Source organism: Salinicola endophyticus, assembly GCF_040536835.1.
In the GTDB taxonomy this organism is placed as follows: domain Bacteria; phylum Pseudomonadota; class Gammaproteobacteria; order Pseudomonadales; family Halomonadaceae; genus Salinicola; species Salinicola endophyticus_A.
The window spans coordinates 1,098,174-1,113,633 of record NZ_CP159578.1 but is presented as its reverse complement, the minus strand read 5'-3'; the positions used below and the strand labels follow the sequence as shown (position 1 = coordinate 1,113,633).

Genomic DNA, 15,460 nt, shown 5'->3' with positions numbered 1-15,460 from the left:
TTGATAGGCTATAAGTATCATTCCCGCGGACGAGACCATGGAACTGCGAACCCTGCGCTACTTCGTCGCCGTGGCCGAGGAGCTGCACTTCAGCCGCGCCGCCGCCCGTCTGGGCATCTCCCAGCCACCGTTGAGTCAGCAGATCAAGGCGTTGGAGGAGGAGCTGGGGGGGCGGCTGCTGGTACGCACCAATCGCCGTGTGGCGCTGACCGCCGCGGGCGAGCTGTTCCTCGTCGAGGCGCGCGAGGTGCTCGCCCGCGCCGAGCGTGCCTCGCGGCTGGTCTCTCGCATCGGCCGCGGCGAGAGCGGCCAGTTGCGTATCGGCTTCACCACCTCGGTGCCGCTGACCCCGCTGCTGCCACGCACGCTGACGCAGTATCGCCAGCGCTACCCCGACGTCGACCTGCGCATGCACGAGCTCAACAGCCAGCGCCAGATCCCCCCGCTGCTGGAGGGCGATCTGGATATCGGCATCATGCGCCCGGCCACGCTTCCGCCGGAGCTTTCAGCCTTCACCCTGATCCGCGAACCGCTGGTGGCCGTGGTCAATGCCCAGAGCGAGCTCGGCGCGGCCGATACCCCGCTGAGTCTGGCCGAGCTGGCCACCCAGCCCTTCGTCTACTTCTCGCCCGCGGCCGGTACCGGTCTGCTCGACCAGTTCAACGTGCTGTTCGCCCAGCGCGGGCTGACGCCGCGTCTGGTCCAGGAGGTCGGCGGCCCCAATACCATCATCAGCCTGGTCGCCAGCGGACTGGGTGTCTCGCTGCTGCCCGAGTCGTTCCGCCATATCCATATCGATAACGTGCGCTACCGTCCGATCAGTGATGCCGACGCGCGCTCCGAGGTGTGGCTGACCCATCCGCGCCATCACCTGACGCCACAGGCGCAGCACTTCATTCAGATCGTGCGCGATGCCATCGCCGGCTGAACCGCCGCGCGCCGGCTTTGCGCGGCCGCCCGCAGCCGGTAGAGTCTGCGCCAGACCCGCTCGCGCCGAGCCAGCTCATCACGACGCGTGCGTCATACCGTCGTCATACCCGCTTCATGCACACAGGAGACGCCACCATGCAATCCGGCTGGAGCCTCGGTCTCATGACCGGCACCGTGCTCGATGGCAACATCGATATCGCCATGCTGCGCAGCGATGGCGATACCATCGACGAGTTCGGCCCCTACGAGCTGGTGCCCTACGCCGAGGATATTCGCCCGCTGCTGGCCGAGGCCCTCGAGGCCGCCCGGGCGTGGAACTTCGAAGGCCCCGAGCCGGCGATCTTCCGCCGCGCCGAGGCCGCGCTGACCGAGGCGCAGTCCACCGCCGTGAGCGACTTCCTCGCCCGGCACGGCTTCCGTCCCGAACAGCTCAGTGCGGTCGGCTTCCACGGCCAGACCGTGCTCCACCGCCCGCCGGTGGCGGGGCGCCGCGGCGCCACTCGCCAACTGGGCGATGGCCAGCTGATGGCACGCCTGGTGGGCAGCGACGTGGTCTACGACTTCCGCAGTGCGGACGTCGAGCGCGGCGGCCAGGGGGCACCGCTGTCGGCGGTCTATCATCGCGCGCTGCTGCAACGCCTGGGTGCCGGCGCCGAGAGTCTGGTGCTCAACCTCGGCGGTGTCGCCAATCTCTCCTGGTGGGACGGCGAGCCATCCGACCAGGGGCGTCTGATCGCCTTCGATACCGGCCCCGCCAACGCGCCGATCGATGACTGGGTGCGCCAGCACACCGGCGCGGCGATGGACCGCGACGGCCTCATCGCCGCCCGCGGGCAGGTAGATGAGCAGCGGCTTCAGACACTGCTCGAACACCCCTACCTCGCCGCGCCCTACCCCAAGTCGTTGGATCGCTTCGACTTCCAGGCGGAGATGGCCGCAGGGCTGACGCTGGAAGATGGCGCCGCCACCCTGACCGCCTTCACCGCCGCCGCCGTGGCCCGGGCAATGGCCCTGCTGCCGCAGCGGCCCGAGCGGATCGTGGTGTGCGGCGGCGGGCGCCGCAACCCCACGCTGATGCGCGAACTCGCCCACCGCACCGGTGCCGAGGTGCAGCTCGCCGATGCCGTCGGCTGGCGCGGGGACGCGATCGAGGCCGAGTGTTTCGCCTACCTGGCCATGCGCTCGCTGCGCGACCTGCCGCTGAGCTTTCCGCTCACCACCGGCGTGGCCGCGCCCCAGCCCGGTGGCAGGCTGGCACGGGCCAACGCACCCGCTTGACCCGCTCTCTGCGCTCCCCCAGACTGGCCGGGATGTCTGCGCCCGGCCACTCGCCGGGCGCCGGCATCGACGCTTGACGGGGTGCCGGTGGAACCGGCTGAGATCGTCCTGCGCAGTGCCCTCCCGGGCCCGGCGCCACGACGGATCCCGACGAACCTGATCCGGCTAGTACCGGCGTAGGGATCAAGCGGAGGTCGGTGCTATCGGTCCACGCTCTCGGTCCGCGCTCACGCCCCATCCAACCTCCCCCCGCCTACGCTGTGCGCCGGCCTGACTTGAGTCATGCACTGGAGCACGCTCGACATGAAATCTCCCCAGTTCCTCTCGGATACGGCCAGGGTCGACAGCGCCGCCATCGCCCCGCTGCCCGCCTCGACCAAGATCTACGTCGCCGGCTCACGCCCGGACATTCGCGTACCGATGCGTGAGATCGCGCTGTCACCGACACCGACCCGCGACGGCTTCGCGCCCAATGCCCCACTCGCGGTCTATGATACTTCCGGTCCCTATACCGATCCGGAGATCCAGATCGACATTCGCCGCGGGCTGCCGGAGGTACGCCGCGCCTGGATCGACGAACGCGGCGATACCGAGTGGCTCGAGGGCCCCAGCTCCACCTTCGGGCGCCGGCGCGCGGAGGACCCGCGGCTCTCGACCCTGCGCTTTCAGCTCGCACGCACCCCGCGCCGTGCCCGCCCGGGCACCAACGTGACCCAGCTCCACTACGCCCGCCGCGGCATCATCACCCCGGAGATGGAGTTCATCGCCATTCGCGAGAACCAACGCCGGCGCGAAAGCCAGGGCGAGGCAGCCGACCCCAGCCTGGATCACCAGCACCCCGGCGAGGCGTTCGGCGCCCATCTGCCCGCGGAGATCACCCCGGAGTTCGTGCGCCAGGAGGTGGCTGCCGGGCGTGCCATCATCCCGGCCAACATCAACCATCCCGAGAGCGAGCCGATGATCATCGGGCGCAACTTTCTGGTGAAGATCAACGGCAACCTGGGCAACTCAGCGGTGACCTCGTCGATCGAAGAAGAGGTCGACAAGATGACCTGGGGCATCCGCTGGGGGGCGGACACCATCATGGATCTCTCCACCGGGCAGAACATCCACGAGACCCGCGAGTGGATCCTGCGCAACTCACCGGTCCCGATCGGCACCGTGCCTATCTATCAGGCGCTGGAAAAGGTCGATGGCGTGGCCGAGAACCTGACCTGGGAGATCTTCCGCGACACCCTGATCGAGCAGGCGGAACAGGGGGTGGACTACTTCACCATTCACGCCGGCGTGCGTCTGCACCACGTGCCGCTGACCGCCAGGCGCGTCACCGGCATCGTCTCGCGCGGTGGCTCGATCATGGCCAAGTGGTGTCTGCATCACCACCAGGAGAGCTTCCTCTACACCCACTTCGCCGAGATCTGCGCGATCATGCAGGCGTACGACGTCGCCTTCTCGCTGGGCGACGGTCTACGCCCGGGATCGATCGCCGATGCCAACGATGCCGCCCAGTTCGCCGAGCTGGAGACCCTGGGCGAGCTCACGCAGATCGCCTGGCAACACGATGTCCAGGTGATGATCGAAGGCCCCGGCCACGTGCCGATGCAGCTGATCAAGGAGAACATGGACAAGCAGCTCGCCTGCTGTGCCGAAGCGCCCTTCTACACCCTGGGCCCGCTGACCACCGATATCGCCCCGGGCTACGACCACATCACCTCCGGCATCGGTGCGGCACAGATCGGCTGGTACGGCTGCGCCATGCTCTGCTATGTCACCCCCAAGGAGCACCTGGGCCTGCCCAACAAGGATGACGTCAAGACCGGCATCATCACCTACAAGATCGCCGCCCACGCCGCCGATCTGGCCAAGGGCCACCCCGGGGCCCAGCGCCGCGACAACGCACTCTCCAAGGCGCGCTTCGAGTTCCGCTGGGAGGATCAGTTCAATCTCGGCCTCGACCCGGACACGGCGCGGGCCTTCCACGACGAGACCCTGCCCAAGGCATCCGCCAAGGTGGCGCATTTCTGCTCCATGTGCGGGCCCAAGTTCTGCTCGATGAAGATCACCCAGGAGGTGCGCGAGCGCTTCGGCGACGCCGCGCCGCCCAGCGATCGCGAAGCCGGCCTGCAGGCGCAGGCGGAGCGCTTCCAGCGCGAGGGCGGCGAACTCTATCGCGAGGTGTGACGACATCGCTGCTGCCACGCGCCGAGCGGCGCGTGGCAGCAGCGGGCGCCACACGCGACTTTGGTCGCAATCGGGTTATAGCGTATCCCGGTTGTGAATGGACGGATCGCAAACGTCTGCGGGATGGGTAGAATGCGCGCTTTTGCCCCCGGCAATCTGGCCTGCGCAAGGAGCCCGTGAATGACAACGAACAATGCCCGACCCAACCTGTGGCGACGTATTCCGCTGTGGCAGAAGATCATCGCCGGCCTGCTGCTGGGTATTCTCGCCGGCGCCCTGATGGGCAAGGACGCCAGTCTGTTCAAGCCGCTCGGCGACATCTTCATCAACGGCATCAAGATGCTGATCGTGCCCCTGGTGTTCTCCACCCTGGTGGTGGGGATCACCGGCATGCGTGACCCGCAGAAGATGGGCCGCGTGGGTGCCCGCACCATCGCGCTCTACTTGATCACCACCGCTTTCGCCATCGCCATCGGTCTGGTCGCGGCGACGCTGTTCCAGCCGGGGGTCGGCGCCGACGCCTCGATGAGCGCCCCACAGCAGGCGGGCGAGGCGCCCTCGCTGATCGACATCCTGGTCGGTCTGGTGCCCAACAACCCGCTGCAGGCGATGATCGAGGGCAACATCCTGCAGATCATCGTCTTCGCCATCGGCCTGGGTATCTCGCTGATGCTGATCGGCGACAAGGGCGAGCCGGTGGTGCGGGTATTCGAGAGCTTCGCCGAGGCGATGTACAAGCTGACCGCGATCGTCATGGCGTTTGCGCCGTTCGGCGTGTTCGGCCTGATCGCCAACGTCTCGGGGCAGTACGGGCTGGACGTGCTGCTGCCGCTGGCCAAGGTGATCGGCGTGGTCTATCTGGCCTGCGTCGTGCACGTGCTGGTGGTCTACAGCGGCCTGATCGCGCTGCTCGGCCGACTCAACCCGAGCCGCTACCTGCGCGGAATCGTCGACGCCCTGGTGGTGGCGTTCTCCTCGGCCTCGTCGTCGGGCACGCTGCCGGTCTCGATCCGCTGCGCGCAGAAGAACCTCGGCGTCTCAGAAGGGGTCTCCAGCTTCGTGCTACCGGTGGGCGCCACCATCAACATGGACGGCACCGCCATCTATCAGGGGGTCGCTGCGCTGTTCGTCGCCCAGCTGGTGGGCGTCGATCTGTCGATGACCGATTACGGCATGATCATCCTCACCGGCACTCTGGCCTCGATCGGCACCGCCGGGGTGCCCGGCGCGGGGCTGATCATGCTCTCGATCGTGCTGGCCCAGATCGGCCTGCCGCTGGAGGCAATCGGTGTGGTTGCCGGGGTCGATCGTATCCTCGACATGGCGCGTACCAGCGTCAACGTGGCCGGCGACCTGATGGTCACCACGCTGGTCGGCAAGAGCGAGCAGGAGCTGGACCTGGCCATCTACAACAGCGACAACCGTATTTGACGCGCGAGCGCCCGGCGCCCACGCCTGTCACAAGCACCCTCCATAAACGCAACGGCCCCGACAGATGTCGGGGCCGTGCTGATGACGGGTCGGATCAGTGACGCGGTTTGGCGGCGTCCTTGAGATCGCCCTTGGCGGACTTGAGATGCCCCTTGGACTGCTGGGCCTTGCCCTTGCCCTCCAGCTCGCGATCCTTGGTCGCCTTGCCGGCCACTTCCTTGACCTTGCCGGCGACCTTGTCGATGGTACCTTCGGCCTTGTCGGCTTTCGAACGCTGAGTCATGACATTCACCTCGCTGACGTGGGACTTCCCTTTCACGCCGCGAGCAGCGACTGCTCGCTGCCTCGCGTTCTCTGAAGATAGACCGATATGGACGTCGTCAAGATGAAATACGCGTAACGTTTTGTGCCGCCCCGTCGCCGCCGGGAGACGTATGCCACCCGGCGGGGCGTGCCATGCTCAACCGCGCGAGGTGACTTCCAGCAGGTGATAACCGAACTGGGTCTTGACCGGGCCGTGGACTTCGTTGAGGGCGCCGTTGAAGACGACTTCGTCGAACTCCTTGACCATCTGGCCACGACCGAAGGTACCCAGCTCGCCACCCTGGCGGCCAGAGGGGCACTTGGAGTGCTGGCGTGCGACCTCGGCAAAGTCGCTACCGGCTTCGATCTGCTGCTTGAGCTCGAGACACTGCTGCTCGCTGTCGACGAGAATGTGGCGGGCGCTGGCCTGTGCCATACGGTCACTCCTGGAACGATGAATGAAGATCGTTCATTTTACGGAAAGCCGAGGCGCCGCGTCACCGCCCGATTGCGTTCTCAGCCACCGAAGCGCTGCTCGAGGTAACGATTGATATCCGCCGACTCGTACATCCACTCGATACGGCCATCCTCGTGGGCGATACGCAGACACGGCACCATGCCGCGTCCGCCGCCGGCGATCAGATCGCGCCGGTGGTCGGGGTCGCGTTGAATGTCGCGCAGCTCGATCGGCACGTCCAGGCGTTCGATCTGGTGGCGCACGCGCACGCAGAAGGGGCAGCGCTGGAAGTGGTAGAGCGCCAGTCGTGTCGCGGCCTCGTTCACTGCCGCCTGGTCTTGTGCCGAGCGTGTTATCGTCGCAGACATGGGGTGCAGCCACCTCCTGAGCCATTGGAACATCGTTATTCCCATCGCTGACCGGCCTCTCGTGTGGGGCCGTCCTGCGATAGCGTAGCCGCTGACGACCTGCCTGCGACAGCCCTCTCGCACACGCCTGTCGTCTCCTCTATCGCACCGTACTGGCGAACGCCCCCGGATCGGAATCAGTTGGCACTGCCGCTGGCGGTGCCCTCGCCGTCGCTCATGCCATCGCCGGCTGCCGCGTCATCGTCGATCAGTAACGGCACCTCGATAGGCGCGTTGTCCGGCACGCTGATGGTCGCCGGCGTCGGCGCGTCGCTCGGCGCCGGGTGGTAACGCTCGGACGCTGGCTCCGGTGGCAGGCGGTAGCTGTCATCCACCACCGGTTGAGTGGTGCGCAGATCATTGGGCAGCGTCAGCGTCGACTGCACCAACGGCGTGGCGAATTGGGCCCGGAACTCCTGGCGTGACAGATGACCGTCACCGTTGAGATCCAACGTGTGCCAGTTGCCGCCGAGCCCCAGCGGCTCGACGTCGAGCGGGGTCAGATAGCCGTTGCCATCATGATCGGCGGCATCGAACAGCTGGTCGGCACTGACCGCCACCGGCCCCTGTACCGACGGGCGTTCGACCACCACGTCGTGGCCGACCTGCGGCGACGCGCAGGCGCTCAGCAAGCCCGCGGTAGAGACCAGCGCCAGGCTGGCCCAGCACGACCGATTCGTTCCCTTGTTCATCGTTTTCTCCCTCGAAACTTGCTATGGATCTAACGCCAGATGGGTGATCACTGCCGCGGATCGCGCAGCGTGCCCCGCTCCAGGCGCTGCTGCCAGTTCTGCCACAGGCTCAAGCGACTGGCATCGCCGACCTGGCGCCCGCCGCCCCCGAGTTTGCTGATCCACAGATGACTACCATTGAAACTGTAGATAGGTAGCAGGTCGTTACGTTGCGACGCCGGCTCGATCCGCTTGTCGATATTATCGAGCACCACCGGGGGCGTGGTCGGTGTCGGTGCCCAGGTCACGACCATGTGAAACTGGTCGTAGGGGATGTACTTGACGTAGTGCAGCCGCAACTGGTCTTCCGGCACCCCCAGCTCGCGCAGGGTCAGGTACTTGGCCATGGCGAAGTCCTCGCAGTCGCCGGCGCCCACCCCCAGGAACTCGAACGGCGTGGCCCAGTAGTCCTTGACGTGCCAGACATCGATATCGTCGACGAAGCGCAGCTGATTGAAGAAATCGTTGACGCCCTTGAGCTGGATCTCGACCGATCGCCCTTGCAGCCGGTCGATCAGCACCGGCCACTGCCGGATACGCTGCCAGCCCGCCGCGCCGTAGAGCCTGACGACCTCCGACTGTGGCGGCAGACGCGGCAGCGCCTCGACCGCGGCCTGGCCGCCGAGCAGCCCGACCAGGCACGCCAGCACCAGCCAGGTGGCCACGCTGCCGGCCCGGCGAGGCTCGCCAGCCATGCCCCGGTAACGTCTCTCGCCGCGCCGGCGGCACCATGCCGCCCACTGTGTAGCCACGCCTCAGTCCAGTACGAGCGGTGCGGTCGGCGCCAGGTACCCCTGGTAGCCGTCGGCCCCCACCTCGCTGACCCGCTGCCGCTGCTCGTCGGACTCGACGCGGGTCACGATGACTCGCGACTCCACCTGGTGCGCCGCCATGCAAAGACTGCGCAGGAACTCGGTATCGACCTCGTCGCGCACGAAGAAGCCCTGGTCGATCTTGACGTAGTCGGGCCGCAGCCGTGACAGATAGGCCATCGCCTGGAGGTTGCGCGCGAAGCGGTCGACCCCGCACCGGGCGCCCAGCCGGTGGGCGAGGCGGAAAAGCTGCTGCACCACGTCGAGGTGCTCCAGGGCGATCTCCTCGCTGACCTCCAGATCGAGCATCGCGGCGACCCGCGGATGCCCTTCGAGCCAGGCGACCAAGGCACGATACGCCTCGGGCTCCGCCAGCGAATCGGCGGTGAGGTTGACCGCCAGGCGCCCGCGCACCCTACCGGCCAGACCGTCGAGGCTATCGAGTACGCTGCGGTCGAGCCGGGCGCCCAGGCGGAAATGATTGAGCACCGGCAGGAACACATAGGCCGGGTGCTGCTTGTCGCCCTCGTTGAGACGCACGAACACTTCCCGATGCAGTTCGCTGCCATCGGCCAGCAGCACCGGCTGCGCCACCAGGCTGAGATCACGCTCGACCAGCGCGCGCTCGATCACCTGTCGCCACTCCTGACGCCCACGCGCAGCCAGGGTGTTCTCCGGACGCACCACCACCCAGCGCTGACCCAGCTCGATGGCATCGCGCAGGGCGCTGTCGGCACGGGCCAGCACACCCTCGCGGTTCATGCCGGCGTCGCGCAGCACCACCCCGGCACGGGTGTAGTGCTGGCGCGTCTCGGAGAGCGGGTTGGCATCGACCAGATCATCCACCCGGTCGAGGGTGTCCGCCAGCCAGCGTTCGCGCGTGTCGTCATCGCAGTCGGGGAGCACCAGCGCGAACTCCTCGGCCGAGAGCCGCGCGGCCTGAACCTTGCGCCCCCCCAGCTGCTCGCCCTTGAGGCCGTGGCCGATCGCCCGGATCGCCTGGTCGCGCGCCTCGAAGCCGTCGCGCCGGTAGAGCTCCTGGAGGTGGTCGATGCGCAGGATCACCAGCGCACCGCCCTCGGGGGCCGATAGCCACTCGTCGAGCACCCGGGTCAGATAGGCACGATTGCCCAGCTGCGAGACTGCGTCCTGCTCGGTCATGCGCTGCAGCCGCACCACCTGCTCGGCCTGCTGGTCGAACTGCTGGTTGAGACGCTCGCCGAGCCGGTTGACCGCCTCGGTGATGCCGCGCAGCTCATGGACACGGCTGGGCGCCAGGGGCTCGTCGAAGCCGTCGATCTGCATGTCGGAGATACGCCGTGACAGCCGGTTGAGCGGCCCCAGCAGTCGCTTGAAGCCGATCACGCAGAGCACCACCACCCCGAGCATGCCGATCGCCAGCCAGCTCAACAGCTTCAACGCCAGTGACCACAGCTGGTCGTAGGCGCCAGCGCTGTCGGAGACCACGCGGATACTACCCAGCGCCGACCAGCCGCCGCTGATCTCACGCTCGCTGATCGCATTGGGCAGTGCTACCGCCCGCTGGAACCAGGTCGGCGTGGTACTGACTCGCTCAGTGGAGATCACCAGCGGCTGATCGCGCCCCACCGCTTCCAGTCGCAGCTCGCGCATCGCGCCGCCGTCGGCCGCGGCGCGCATCAGGGTTTCCGCACTGGTCCAGTCGCCGATCTCGACGAACGGTACCAGCGACAGACTCAGCGCCTGAGCCAGATTGTCGACGTCGGCCTGCTGGCGCTCGGCCAGCGAAGCGCGGGTCTGATGGACTTCGATGGCGAAGATGCCCGCCGAGAACAGCAGCAGCAAGCCCACCATGATGGCAACCGAGCGCCGAAACAGGCTCATAATATCCTCTCCTTACTCAATCCTGAGGTACTCAACCCTGAGCCCCGGATGCGGCGGTGCTCGGATAGCGTTCCCCGACATCGGCGATCAAGCCGACATCCACCTCCAGCGTATCCAGCAACTGGCCGGTGGCGGCGAGCAGGCGGTAGTTAGCGCGGCGCAGCGAGAATTCGGCCTCTACCTGGGAACGCTCGGCGTCGTAGAGTTCGGTCTCGCTGTCGAGCATGTCGAGTAGCGTGCGCCGGCCGATGTCGAACTGCTTGCGGTAGTTGATCCGGGTCTGCTGACTGGCGTCGACGTGACGGTCCAGAAACGGCAACTGGCTGGAGAGATAGTCGCGAGCATTCCAGGCCAGGCGTAGCTCGTCGCGAATCTCGCGCAGCGAGCGGTCGCTGTCGTAGCGCACCGCGCGCAGGGCATCCTCGCGCGAGCGCATCTGGGCCAGATCGATGCCGCCGCGATAGAGGTTCCACGACATCACCAGGTCGGCGTTCCAGTCGTCGGCGCTGTCACCCTGGAAGTCGTAATCGCGGCTGGCCAAGCGGCTCGCCTCGGCACGGAAGGTGGGCAGGAAATCCCCACGCTCGGCGGCCACTTCGTGCTGAGCGGCGGCGATCGAATGCGAGGCGGCGACGACCAGCGGATTCTGCGCCGTGGCCATGGCCATGGCGGCATCGAACGACTGCGGAACCCGGCTCATGTCGGCCGCCGCTGGCAGTGTCAGGTTGCGCGGCATCTCCCCCACATAGCGCAGGAAGGCCGAGGTCGCGTCGTCGAGGTTGTTGCGTGCGGCGATCAGGCTCGCCTGCGCCTGGGCCATGCGCCCCTCCACCTGGATGGTGTCGGTGGCCGTGCCCGCGCCCAGATCGGAGCGGCGGCGAATATCGGCGGCGATACGCTGATGGGTGTCGACGTTGCGCTGCGCCAGTTCCACCAGACGCTGGCTACGCAGTACGTCGAGATAGGCCTGGATCGTGGTCAGCCCGACCTGATTGGCTACCGCTGCCACCTGCCAGCGCTGGTAGTTGCTCTCTTCGTCGGCCTGACGAATACGCTCGATGGTCGTGTTGCCATCCCAGATCAGCTGCGACAGTGTCAGCTGTGCACGCCGGTAGCTGTGGGCGTCGCTATCCCGGGAGACGCCGCTGGTCTCGCTCTCGTTGGCGCCGTACCCGACACGCCCTTCGAGGCTCAGCGACGGCAGATAGGCACCGCGCTGGGCCCGCGCATCGTCGAGATTCTGCTGGTAGCGTGCCATCTCGGTGCGCGTGGTGGGGTACTGCATGACCGCTTGGGTCACGGCTTCAGTCAGGCTCTGCGCCTGCACGCTGCCCGCCAGTGCGGCTACCCCGACGCCTAGGATCCATTGCCTCATGATTATCATGTCTCTCCGTTGTAATGTCCCCTTCCCGGGCACCCTCAGCGCTCGCGCATCGCGCTCTGCTGGGCCCGCAGAATCGGCTTGAGCAGATACTGCAGAATGGTCTGGCGGCCGGTGATGATATCCACCGTGGCCTGCATGCCGGGAATGATCGGTAGGTCGTCGCTGTTCTTGCCGAGATGATTGCTGTCGGTGCGCACCGTGACCACGTAGTAGGTATTGCCCTTGTCATCCTCCTCGGTATCCGGGCTGATCCGCAGCACCTTGCCCTTGAGCCCGCCGTAGATGGTGAAGTCGTAGGCCGAGAGCTTGACCGTGGCTGGCTGCCCCGGCTGGATGAAACCGATGTCGCGCGGCGCCACCTTGGCTTCGACCAGCAGCTTGTCCTCGATCGGCACGATCTGCATCAGGCTGGCACCGGGATCGATCACCCCGCCGATGGTGTTGACGTTGATCGACTGCACCTTGCCGCGGACCGGGGAGGTGATCAGGGTACGGTCGACCCGGTCCTGCAGACTGGCGCGCCCCTGCTGCAGGCTGTCGAGCTTGCCGCGCGCCTCGCTCAGGGCATCGGCACTGCGCGAACGGAACTGCTGGGCCACGTCACGGCGCTTGCTGATCGCCTCCTGCAGCTCAGACTGCTTGGCCGGGATGGAGAGCTGCGCCGACTCCAGCTCGCCGCGCTGGTCGTTGACCTGGCGCTGCAGATTGAGCAGATCCACCCGCGAGACCACGCCCTCCTTGACCAGTGGCGCGGTGATGCCGAGCTGCTGGCGCGAGAGCTGGTAGCTGCGCGACAGCGACTCCGCCTTGGCACGCAACTCCTGCAACTCCTGCTGGCGCTGCTCGATCTGCGCCGCGGCCTGGTCGAGCTGCGAGCGCAGGCCATTGATGCGTGCGCTGTAGGCATTATCAGCGGCGGAGTAGATGTCCGTGTTGGTCTTCTGGAAGGTGTCGCTGACCGGCAGCGGCTGGGTCGACACCGAGACCTGGTCACGCCAGCTATCGGCACCGGGTTTCACCGTCACCGAGGCCATTTCGGCTTGATACTGCGCCACCGTCGCCTGCAACCCGGCCAGGGTCGACTCGCGTTCAGCGAGATCGGAGCTGGCCCGGGTCGGATCGATGCGCGCCAACGGCTGGCCGGCATCGACGAGATCCCCCTCCTGCACGTAGATATCGCGCACGATGCCGCCCTCGAGGTTCTGAATCGTCTGCAGCCGCGACGAGGGCACCACCTGCCCCATGCCGCGGGTCACCACCTCGATACTCGAAAGCCCCGCCCACACCAGAAAGGCGACGAAGAACGCCAGCAGCAACCAGATCAGGATGCGCGAGCGCCAGGGCGTGGCCAGCAGCGTCGCGGCGCTGGCGTCATCGGCCAGCTCCAGCTCCTGGGCCGTCGGTCGCGGCCACTTGAGCACGTTACCCGCCATGTCTGACCTCCGACGCCCGCGCCGAGGCCATTTCTGACGGCGCCTGCACACGTCCTTCGTTGAGCGCCTTGAGCACCGTCGGCTTGGGGCCGTCGGCGATCACACGGCCGCTGTCGAGCACGATGATGCGCTCGGCGACCTCGAGCATCGCGCTCTTGTGGGTCACCAGCACCAGAGTCTGGCTGCGCGGCAGCTCCCTCAGCGTGCGCCGCAGCAGCGCTTCGGCGCGGTTGTCCATGTAAGAGCCAGGCTCGTCGAGCAGCAGCAGCGCCGGATTGCTGAGAATGGCGCGGGCCAGCAGCACCGATTGACGCTGGCCGCTTGACAGCAAGCGCCCGCCCTCGCCCACCTGGCGATCGAGCCCGTCCGGGTCACGCCGGGTGAAGTCAGACACCCCGCTGATGTCGGCCGCACGCTGGATCGCTTCGTCGCTGGCATAGGGCTGGCCGAGAATGAGGTTGTCGCGGATCGAGCCGAAGAACAGCGTACTGTCCTGACCGGCGAAACCGATATGCCGGCGTACATCCGCCGGATGGACCTGATTGATGTCGAGACCATCGATGCGCACGCTGCCTTCGGAGGCGCGATAGAGGCCGCTCATCAGCCGCTGCACGGTGCTCTTGCCCGCGCCCATGCGACCGATGATCGCGACCCGCTCCCCCGGCTCGATGGTGAACGAGACATCGCTGAGCACCTCGGGGGAGTCCTCGCCGTAGCGGAAACCGACATGATCGAACTCGATCCGCATGCTGAGGCGGTCACGATGGACATAGTTCTTGTCCGCCTCGACCTCGTCGGGCAGCTGCATGATCTGGTCGATCGCCGCCATGGCACTCCGGGTCTGACCGAACCGCGTGATCAGCAGCGCCATCTGCGCCAGTGGCTGCAGAGCTCGCCCGGTGAGCATGACGCCGGCGATCAGACCGCCCATCGACAATTTGCCTTCACTGATCAAGTAGACCCCGAGCACCACCAGACACACGGTGGAGAGCTGGTTGATCGTGGTGGTCAGCGACGATACCGAGGTCGAGAGATTGCGGCTCTTGACCCCCCACTTGGCGATCTCGCCGACGGCGCGCTCGTAGCGCCGCTGGGTCTCGCCCTGGGCGTTGGCGAGCTTGATACTCTCCAGCCCGGCCACGCTCTCGACCAGCCGCGCGTGCTTCTCGGTGGCCAGCCGCGACCCCAGCTCGATCGAGCGCTTCAGCGGCCACTGGATGGCGATCGCATAGCCGATCAGGATGATCAGCGCGACCAGTGGCACCAGGACCAGGGGGCCGCCGATGATCCACACCACCAGCAGGAACAGCAGCGCGAACGGCAGATCCACCAGAGTGGTCATGGTCATCGAGGTGAAGAAGTCGCGTACCGAGTCGAACTCCTGCAGGTGCTTGACGAAAGCCCCGACCGAGACCGGACGCGCATCCATGCGCAAATTCATCACCTTGGCGAAGATCTTGGCCGACAGCAGCACCTCCGATTTCTTGCCGGCGGTGTCCAGAAACCAGGCGCGCACTTGCCGCATCAACAGGTCGAAGCCGACGATGATGCCCATCCCGGTGGCCAGTACCCAGAGGGTGTCGAAGGCCAGGTTGGGCACCACCTTGTCGTAGACGTTCATGGTGAACAGCGGCGCCGCCAGGGCAAACAGATTGACCAGCAGCGAAGCGATCAGGACGTCGCGATAGATCGGCGTGGAGAGCTTGAGCGTCGACCAGAACCAGTGGCCGTCGGCCAGCTTGACCGTCTCCGGCGCGCGCGCGTCGAAACGGTGCTCGCGGCGAACATAGATGAGCTGCCCGGCGGCCTGTTCGCACAGCGAGGCCATGTCGACCTCCTGGGTGCCATCCGCCTCGGGCAGGTAAACCGTCGCCTGTTGGCGCTTCGCATCGCGCTCGAGCAGCACCGCGGCACGGCGCCCCTTGAGCACGACGATACACGGCAGCAGGATGTCGGCGACCCGATCAGGGCGCTGGCTGACGAGCTTGGCCGACAGCCCGGCGCGCTGCGCCGCACGCGGTACCAGAGCGAGCGTCAGACGCCCTTCGTCCAGCGGCAATCCATCGCTGATCACGTCGCCCGAGCGCGGGACGCCATGAAAGCGCGAAAGGAACACGAGCGACCCCAGCAGCGGGTCGCTCTCTTTCTCGCCTAGCGGATCGGGACGAAGGGGTGTCGGTTCATCAACCAAACCTCGAATCTCCTGTGATGCCATGGCCGTGACCATTCATTATGGCACGCCTCAACTTG

Annotated in this window: 13 protein-coding genes and 1 riboswitch; of the genes, 4 read left to right on the top strand and 9 right to left on the bottom strand. The window is 66.7% G+C overall.

The window, feature by feature from the left end; genetic code table 11:
- Positions 1 to 37 precede the first annotated feature (37 nt).
- The 4 genes from ABV408_RS05110 to ABV408_RS05095 all read left to right on the top strand — a co-directional run bounded on the left by ABV408_RS05110 (position 38) and on the right by ABV408_RS05095 (position 5,820).
- Positions 38 to 928, top strand: coding sequence for a LysR substrate-binding domain-containing protein (locus tag ABV408_RS05110; protein ID WP_353981375.1), 891 nt, complete (start codon positions 38 to 40; stop codon positions 926 to 928).
- A 137-nt stretch (positions 929 to 1,065) separates the two neighbouring features.
- Entirely contained in the window at positions 1,066 to 2,208 is a 1,143-nt protein-coding gene (locus ABV408_RS05105) for an anhydro-N-acetylmuramic acid kinase (RefSeq protein WP_353981374.1), read from the top strand.
- Between the two features lie 67 nt (positions 2,209 to 2,275).
- Positions 2,276 to 2,408, top strand: a riboswitch (TPP riboswitch).
- A 103-nt stretch (positions 2,409 to 2,511) separates the two neighbouring features.
- On the top strand, positions 2,512 to 4,389 hold the full coding sequence (gene thiC, locus ABV408_RS05100) for a phosphomethylpyrimidine synthase ThiC (protein WP_353981373.1): 1,878 nt from the start codon (positions 2,512 to 2,514) through the stop codon (positions 4,387 to 4,389).
- 180 nt (positions 4,390 to 4,569) lie between these two features.
- Positions 4,570 to 5,820, top strand: a complete 1,251-nt coding sequence (locus ABV408_RS05095; protein ID WP_353981372.1) for a dicarboxylate/amino acid:cation symporter — start codon at positions 4,570 to 4,572, stop codon at positions 5,818 to 5,820.
- Positions 5,821 to 5,914: 94 nt separating this feature from the next.
- Here the strand turns inward: ABV408_RS05095 and ABV408_RS05090 are convergent, their stop codons facing one another.
- The 9 genes from ABV408_RS05090 to ABV408_RS05050 all read right to left on the bottom strand — a co-directional run bounded on the left by ABV408_RS05090 (position 5,915) and on the right by ABV408_RS05050 (position 15,401).
- Positions 5,915 to 6,103, bottom strand: coding sequence for a CsbD family protein (locus ABV408_RS05090; protein WP_353981371.1), 189 nt, complete (start codon positions 6,101 to 6,103; stop codon positions 5,915 to 5,917).
- A 177-nt stretch (positions 6,104 to 6,280) separates the two neighbouring features.
- Positions 6,281 to 6,559: a peptidylprolyl isomerase gene (locus ABV408_RS05085; RefSeq protein WP_035475297.1), complete on the bottom strand. Its 279-nt coding sequence runs from the start codon at positions 6,557 to 6,559 to the stop codon at positions 6,281 to 6,283.
- An 80-nt stretch (positions 6,560 to 6,639) separates the two neighbouring features.
- Entirely contained in the window at positions 6,640 to 6,948 is a 309-nt protein-coding gene (locus tag ABV408_RS05080) for a glutathione S-transferase N-terminal domain-containing protein (RefSeq protein WP_353981370.1), read from the bottom strand.
- A gap of 176 nt (positions 6,949 to 7,124) precedes the next feature.
- A complete protein-coding gene (locus ABV408_RS05075) occupies positions 7,125 to 7,679 on the bottom strand; it encodes an EF-hand domain-containing protein (RefSeq protein WP_353981369.1) in 555 nt (184 codons plus the stop codon).
- Between the two features lie 47 nt (positions 7,680 to 7,726).
- Positions 7,727 to 8,413 (bottom strand): transglutaminase-like cysteine peptidase, encoded by a 687-nt coding sequence (locus ABV408_RS05070; RefSeq protein ID WP_353981368.1) that lies wholly within the window; start codon positions 8,411 to 8,413, stop codon positions 7,727 to 7,729.
- Between the two features lie 60 nt (positions 8,414 to 8,473).
- Positions 8,474 to 10,393: an EAL domain-containing protein gene (locus ABV408_RS05065; protein ID WP_353981366.1), complete on the bottom strand. Its 1,920-nt coding sequence runs from the start codon at positions 10,391 to 10,393 to the stop codon at positions 8,474 to 8,476.
- A gap of 31 nt (positions 10,394 to 10,424) precedes the next feature.
- Positions 10,425 to 11,768, bottom strand: a complete 1,344-nt coding sequence (locus tag ABV408_RS05060) for a TolC family outer membrane protein (protein ID WP_353981365.1) — start codon at positions 11,766 to 11,768, stop codon at positions 10,425 to 10,427.
- A 44-nt stretch (positions 11,769 to 11,812) separates the two neighbouring features.
- On the bottom strand, positions 11,813 to 13,210 hold the full coding sequence (locus ABV408_RS05055; protein WP_353981364.1) for an HlyD family type I secretion periplasmic adaptor subunit: 1,398 nt from the start codon (positions 13,208 to 13,210) through the stop codon (positions 11,813 to 11,815).
- Positions 13,200 to 15,401, bottom strand: a complete 2,202-nt coding sequence (locus tag ABV408_RS05050) for a type I secretion system permease/ATPase (protein ID WP_353981363.1) — start codon at positions 15,399 to 15,401, stop codon at positions 13,200 to 13,202. Before ABV408_RS05050 ends, ABV408_RS05055 begins: the two co-directional genes overlap by 11 nt.
- Positions 15,402 to 15,460 lie beyond the last annotated feature (59 nt).

Coding starts and splice junctions, on each gene's coding strand:
- ABV408_RS05110 (WP_353981375.1), top strand. CDS start 38: ATGGAACTGCGAACCCTGCGCTACTTCGTCGCCGTGGCCGAGGAGCTG.
- ABV408_RS05105 (WP_353981374.1), top strand. CDS start 1,066: ATGCAATCCGGCTGGAGCCTCGGTCTCATGACCGGCACCGTGCTCGAT.
- thiC (WP_353981373.1), top strand. CDS start 2,512: ATGAAATCTCCCCAGTTCCTCTCGGATACGGCCAGGGTCGACAGCGCC.
- ABV408_RS05095 (WP_353981372.1), top strand. CDS start 4,570: ATGACAACGAACAATGCCCGACCCAACCTGTGGCGACGTATTCCGCTG.
- ABV408_RS05090 (WP_353981371.1), bottom strand. CDS start 6,103: ATGACTCAGCGTTCGAAAGCCGACAAGGCCGAAGGTACCATCGACAAG.
- ABV408_RS05085 (WP_035475297.1), bottom strand. CDS start 6,559: ATGGCACAGGCCAGCGCCCGCCACATTCTCGTCGACAGCGAGCAGCAG.
- ABV408_RS05080 (WP_353981370.1), bottom strand. CDS start 6,948: ATGTCTGCGACGATAACACGCTCGGCACAAGACCAGGCGGCAGTGAAC.
- ABV408_RS05075 (WP_353981369.1), bottom strand. CDS start 7,679: ATGAACAAGGGAACGAATCGGTCGTGCTGGGCCAGCCTGGCGCTGGTC.
- ABV408_RS05070 (WP_353981368.1), bottom strand. CDS start 8,413: ATGGCTGGCGAGCCTCGCCGGGCCGGCAGCGTGGCCACCTGGCTGGTG.
- ABV408_RS05065 (WP_353981366.1), bottom strand. CDS start 10,393: ATGAGCCTGTTTCGGCGCTCGGTTGCCATCATGGTGGGCTTGCTGCTG.
- ABV408_RS05060 (WP_353981365.1), bottom strand. CDS start 11,768: ATGAGGCAATGGATCCTAGGCGTCGGGGTAGCCGCACTGGCGGGCAGC.
- ABV408_RS05055 (WP_353981364.1), bottom strand. CDS start 13,210: ATGGCGGGTAACGTGCTCAAGTGGCCGCGACCGACGGCCCAGGAGCTG.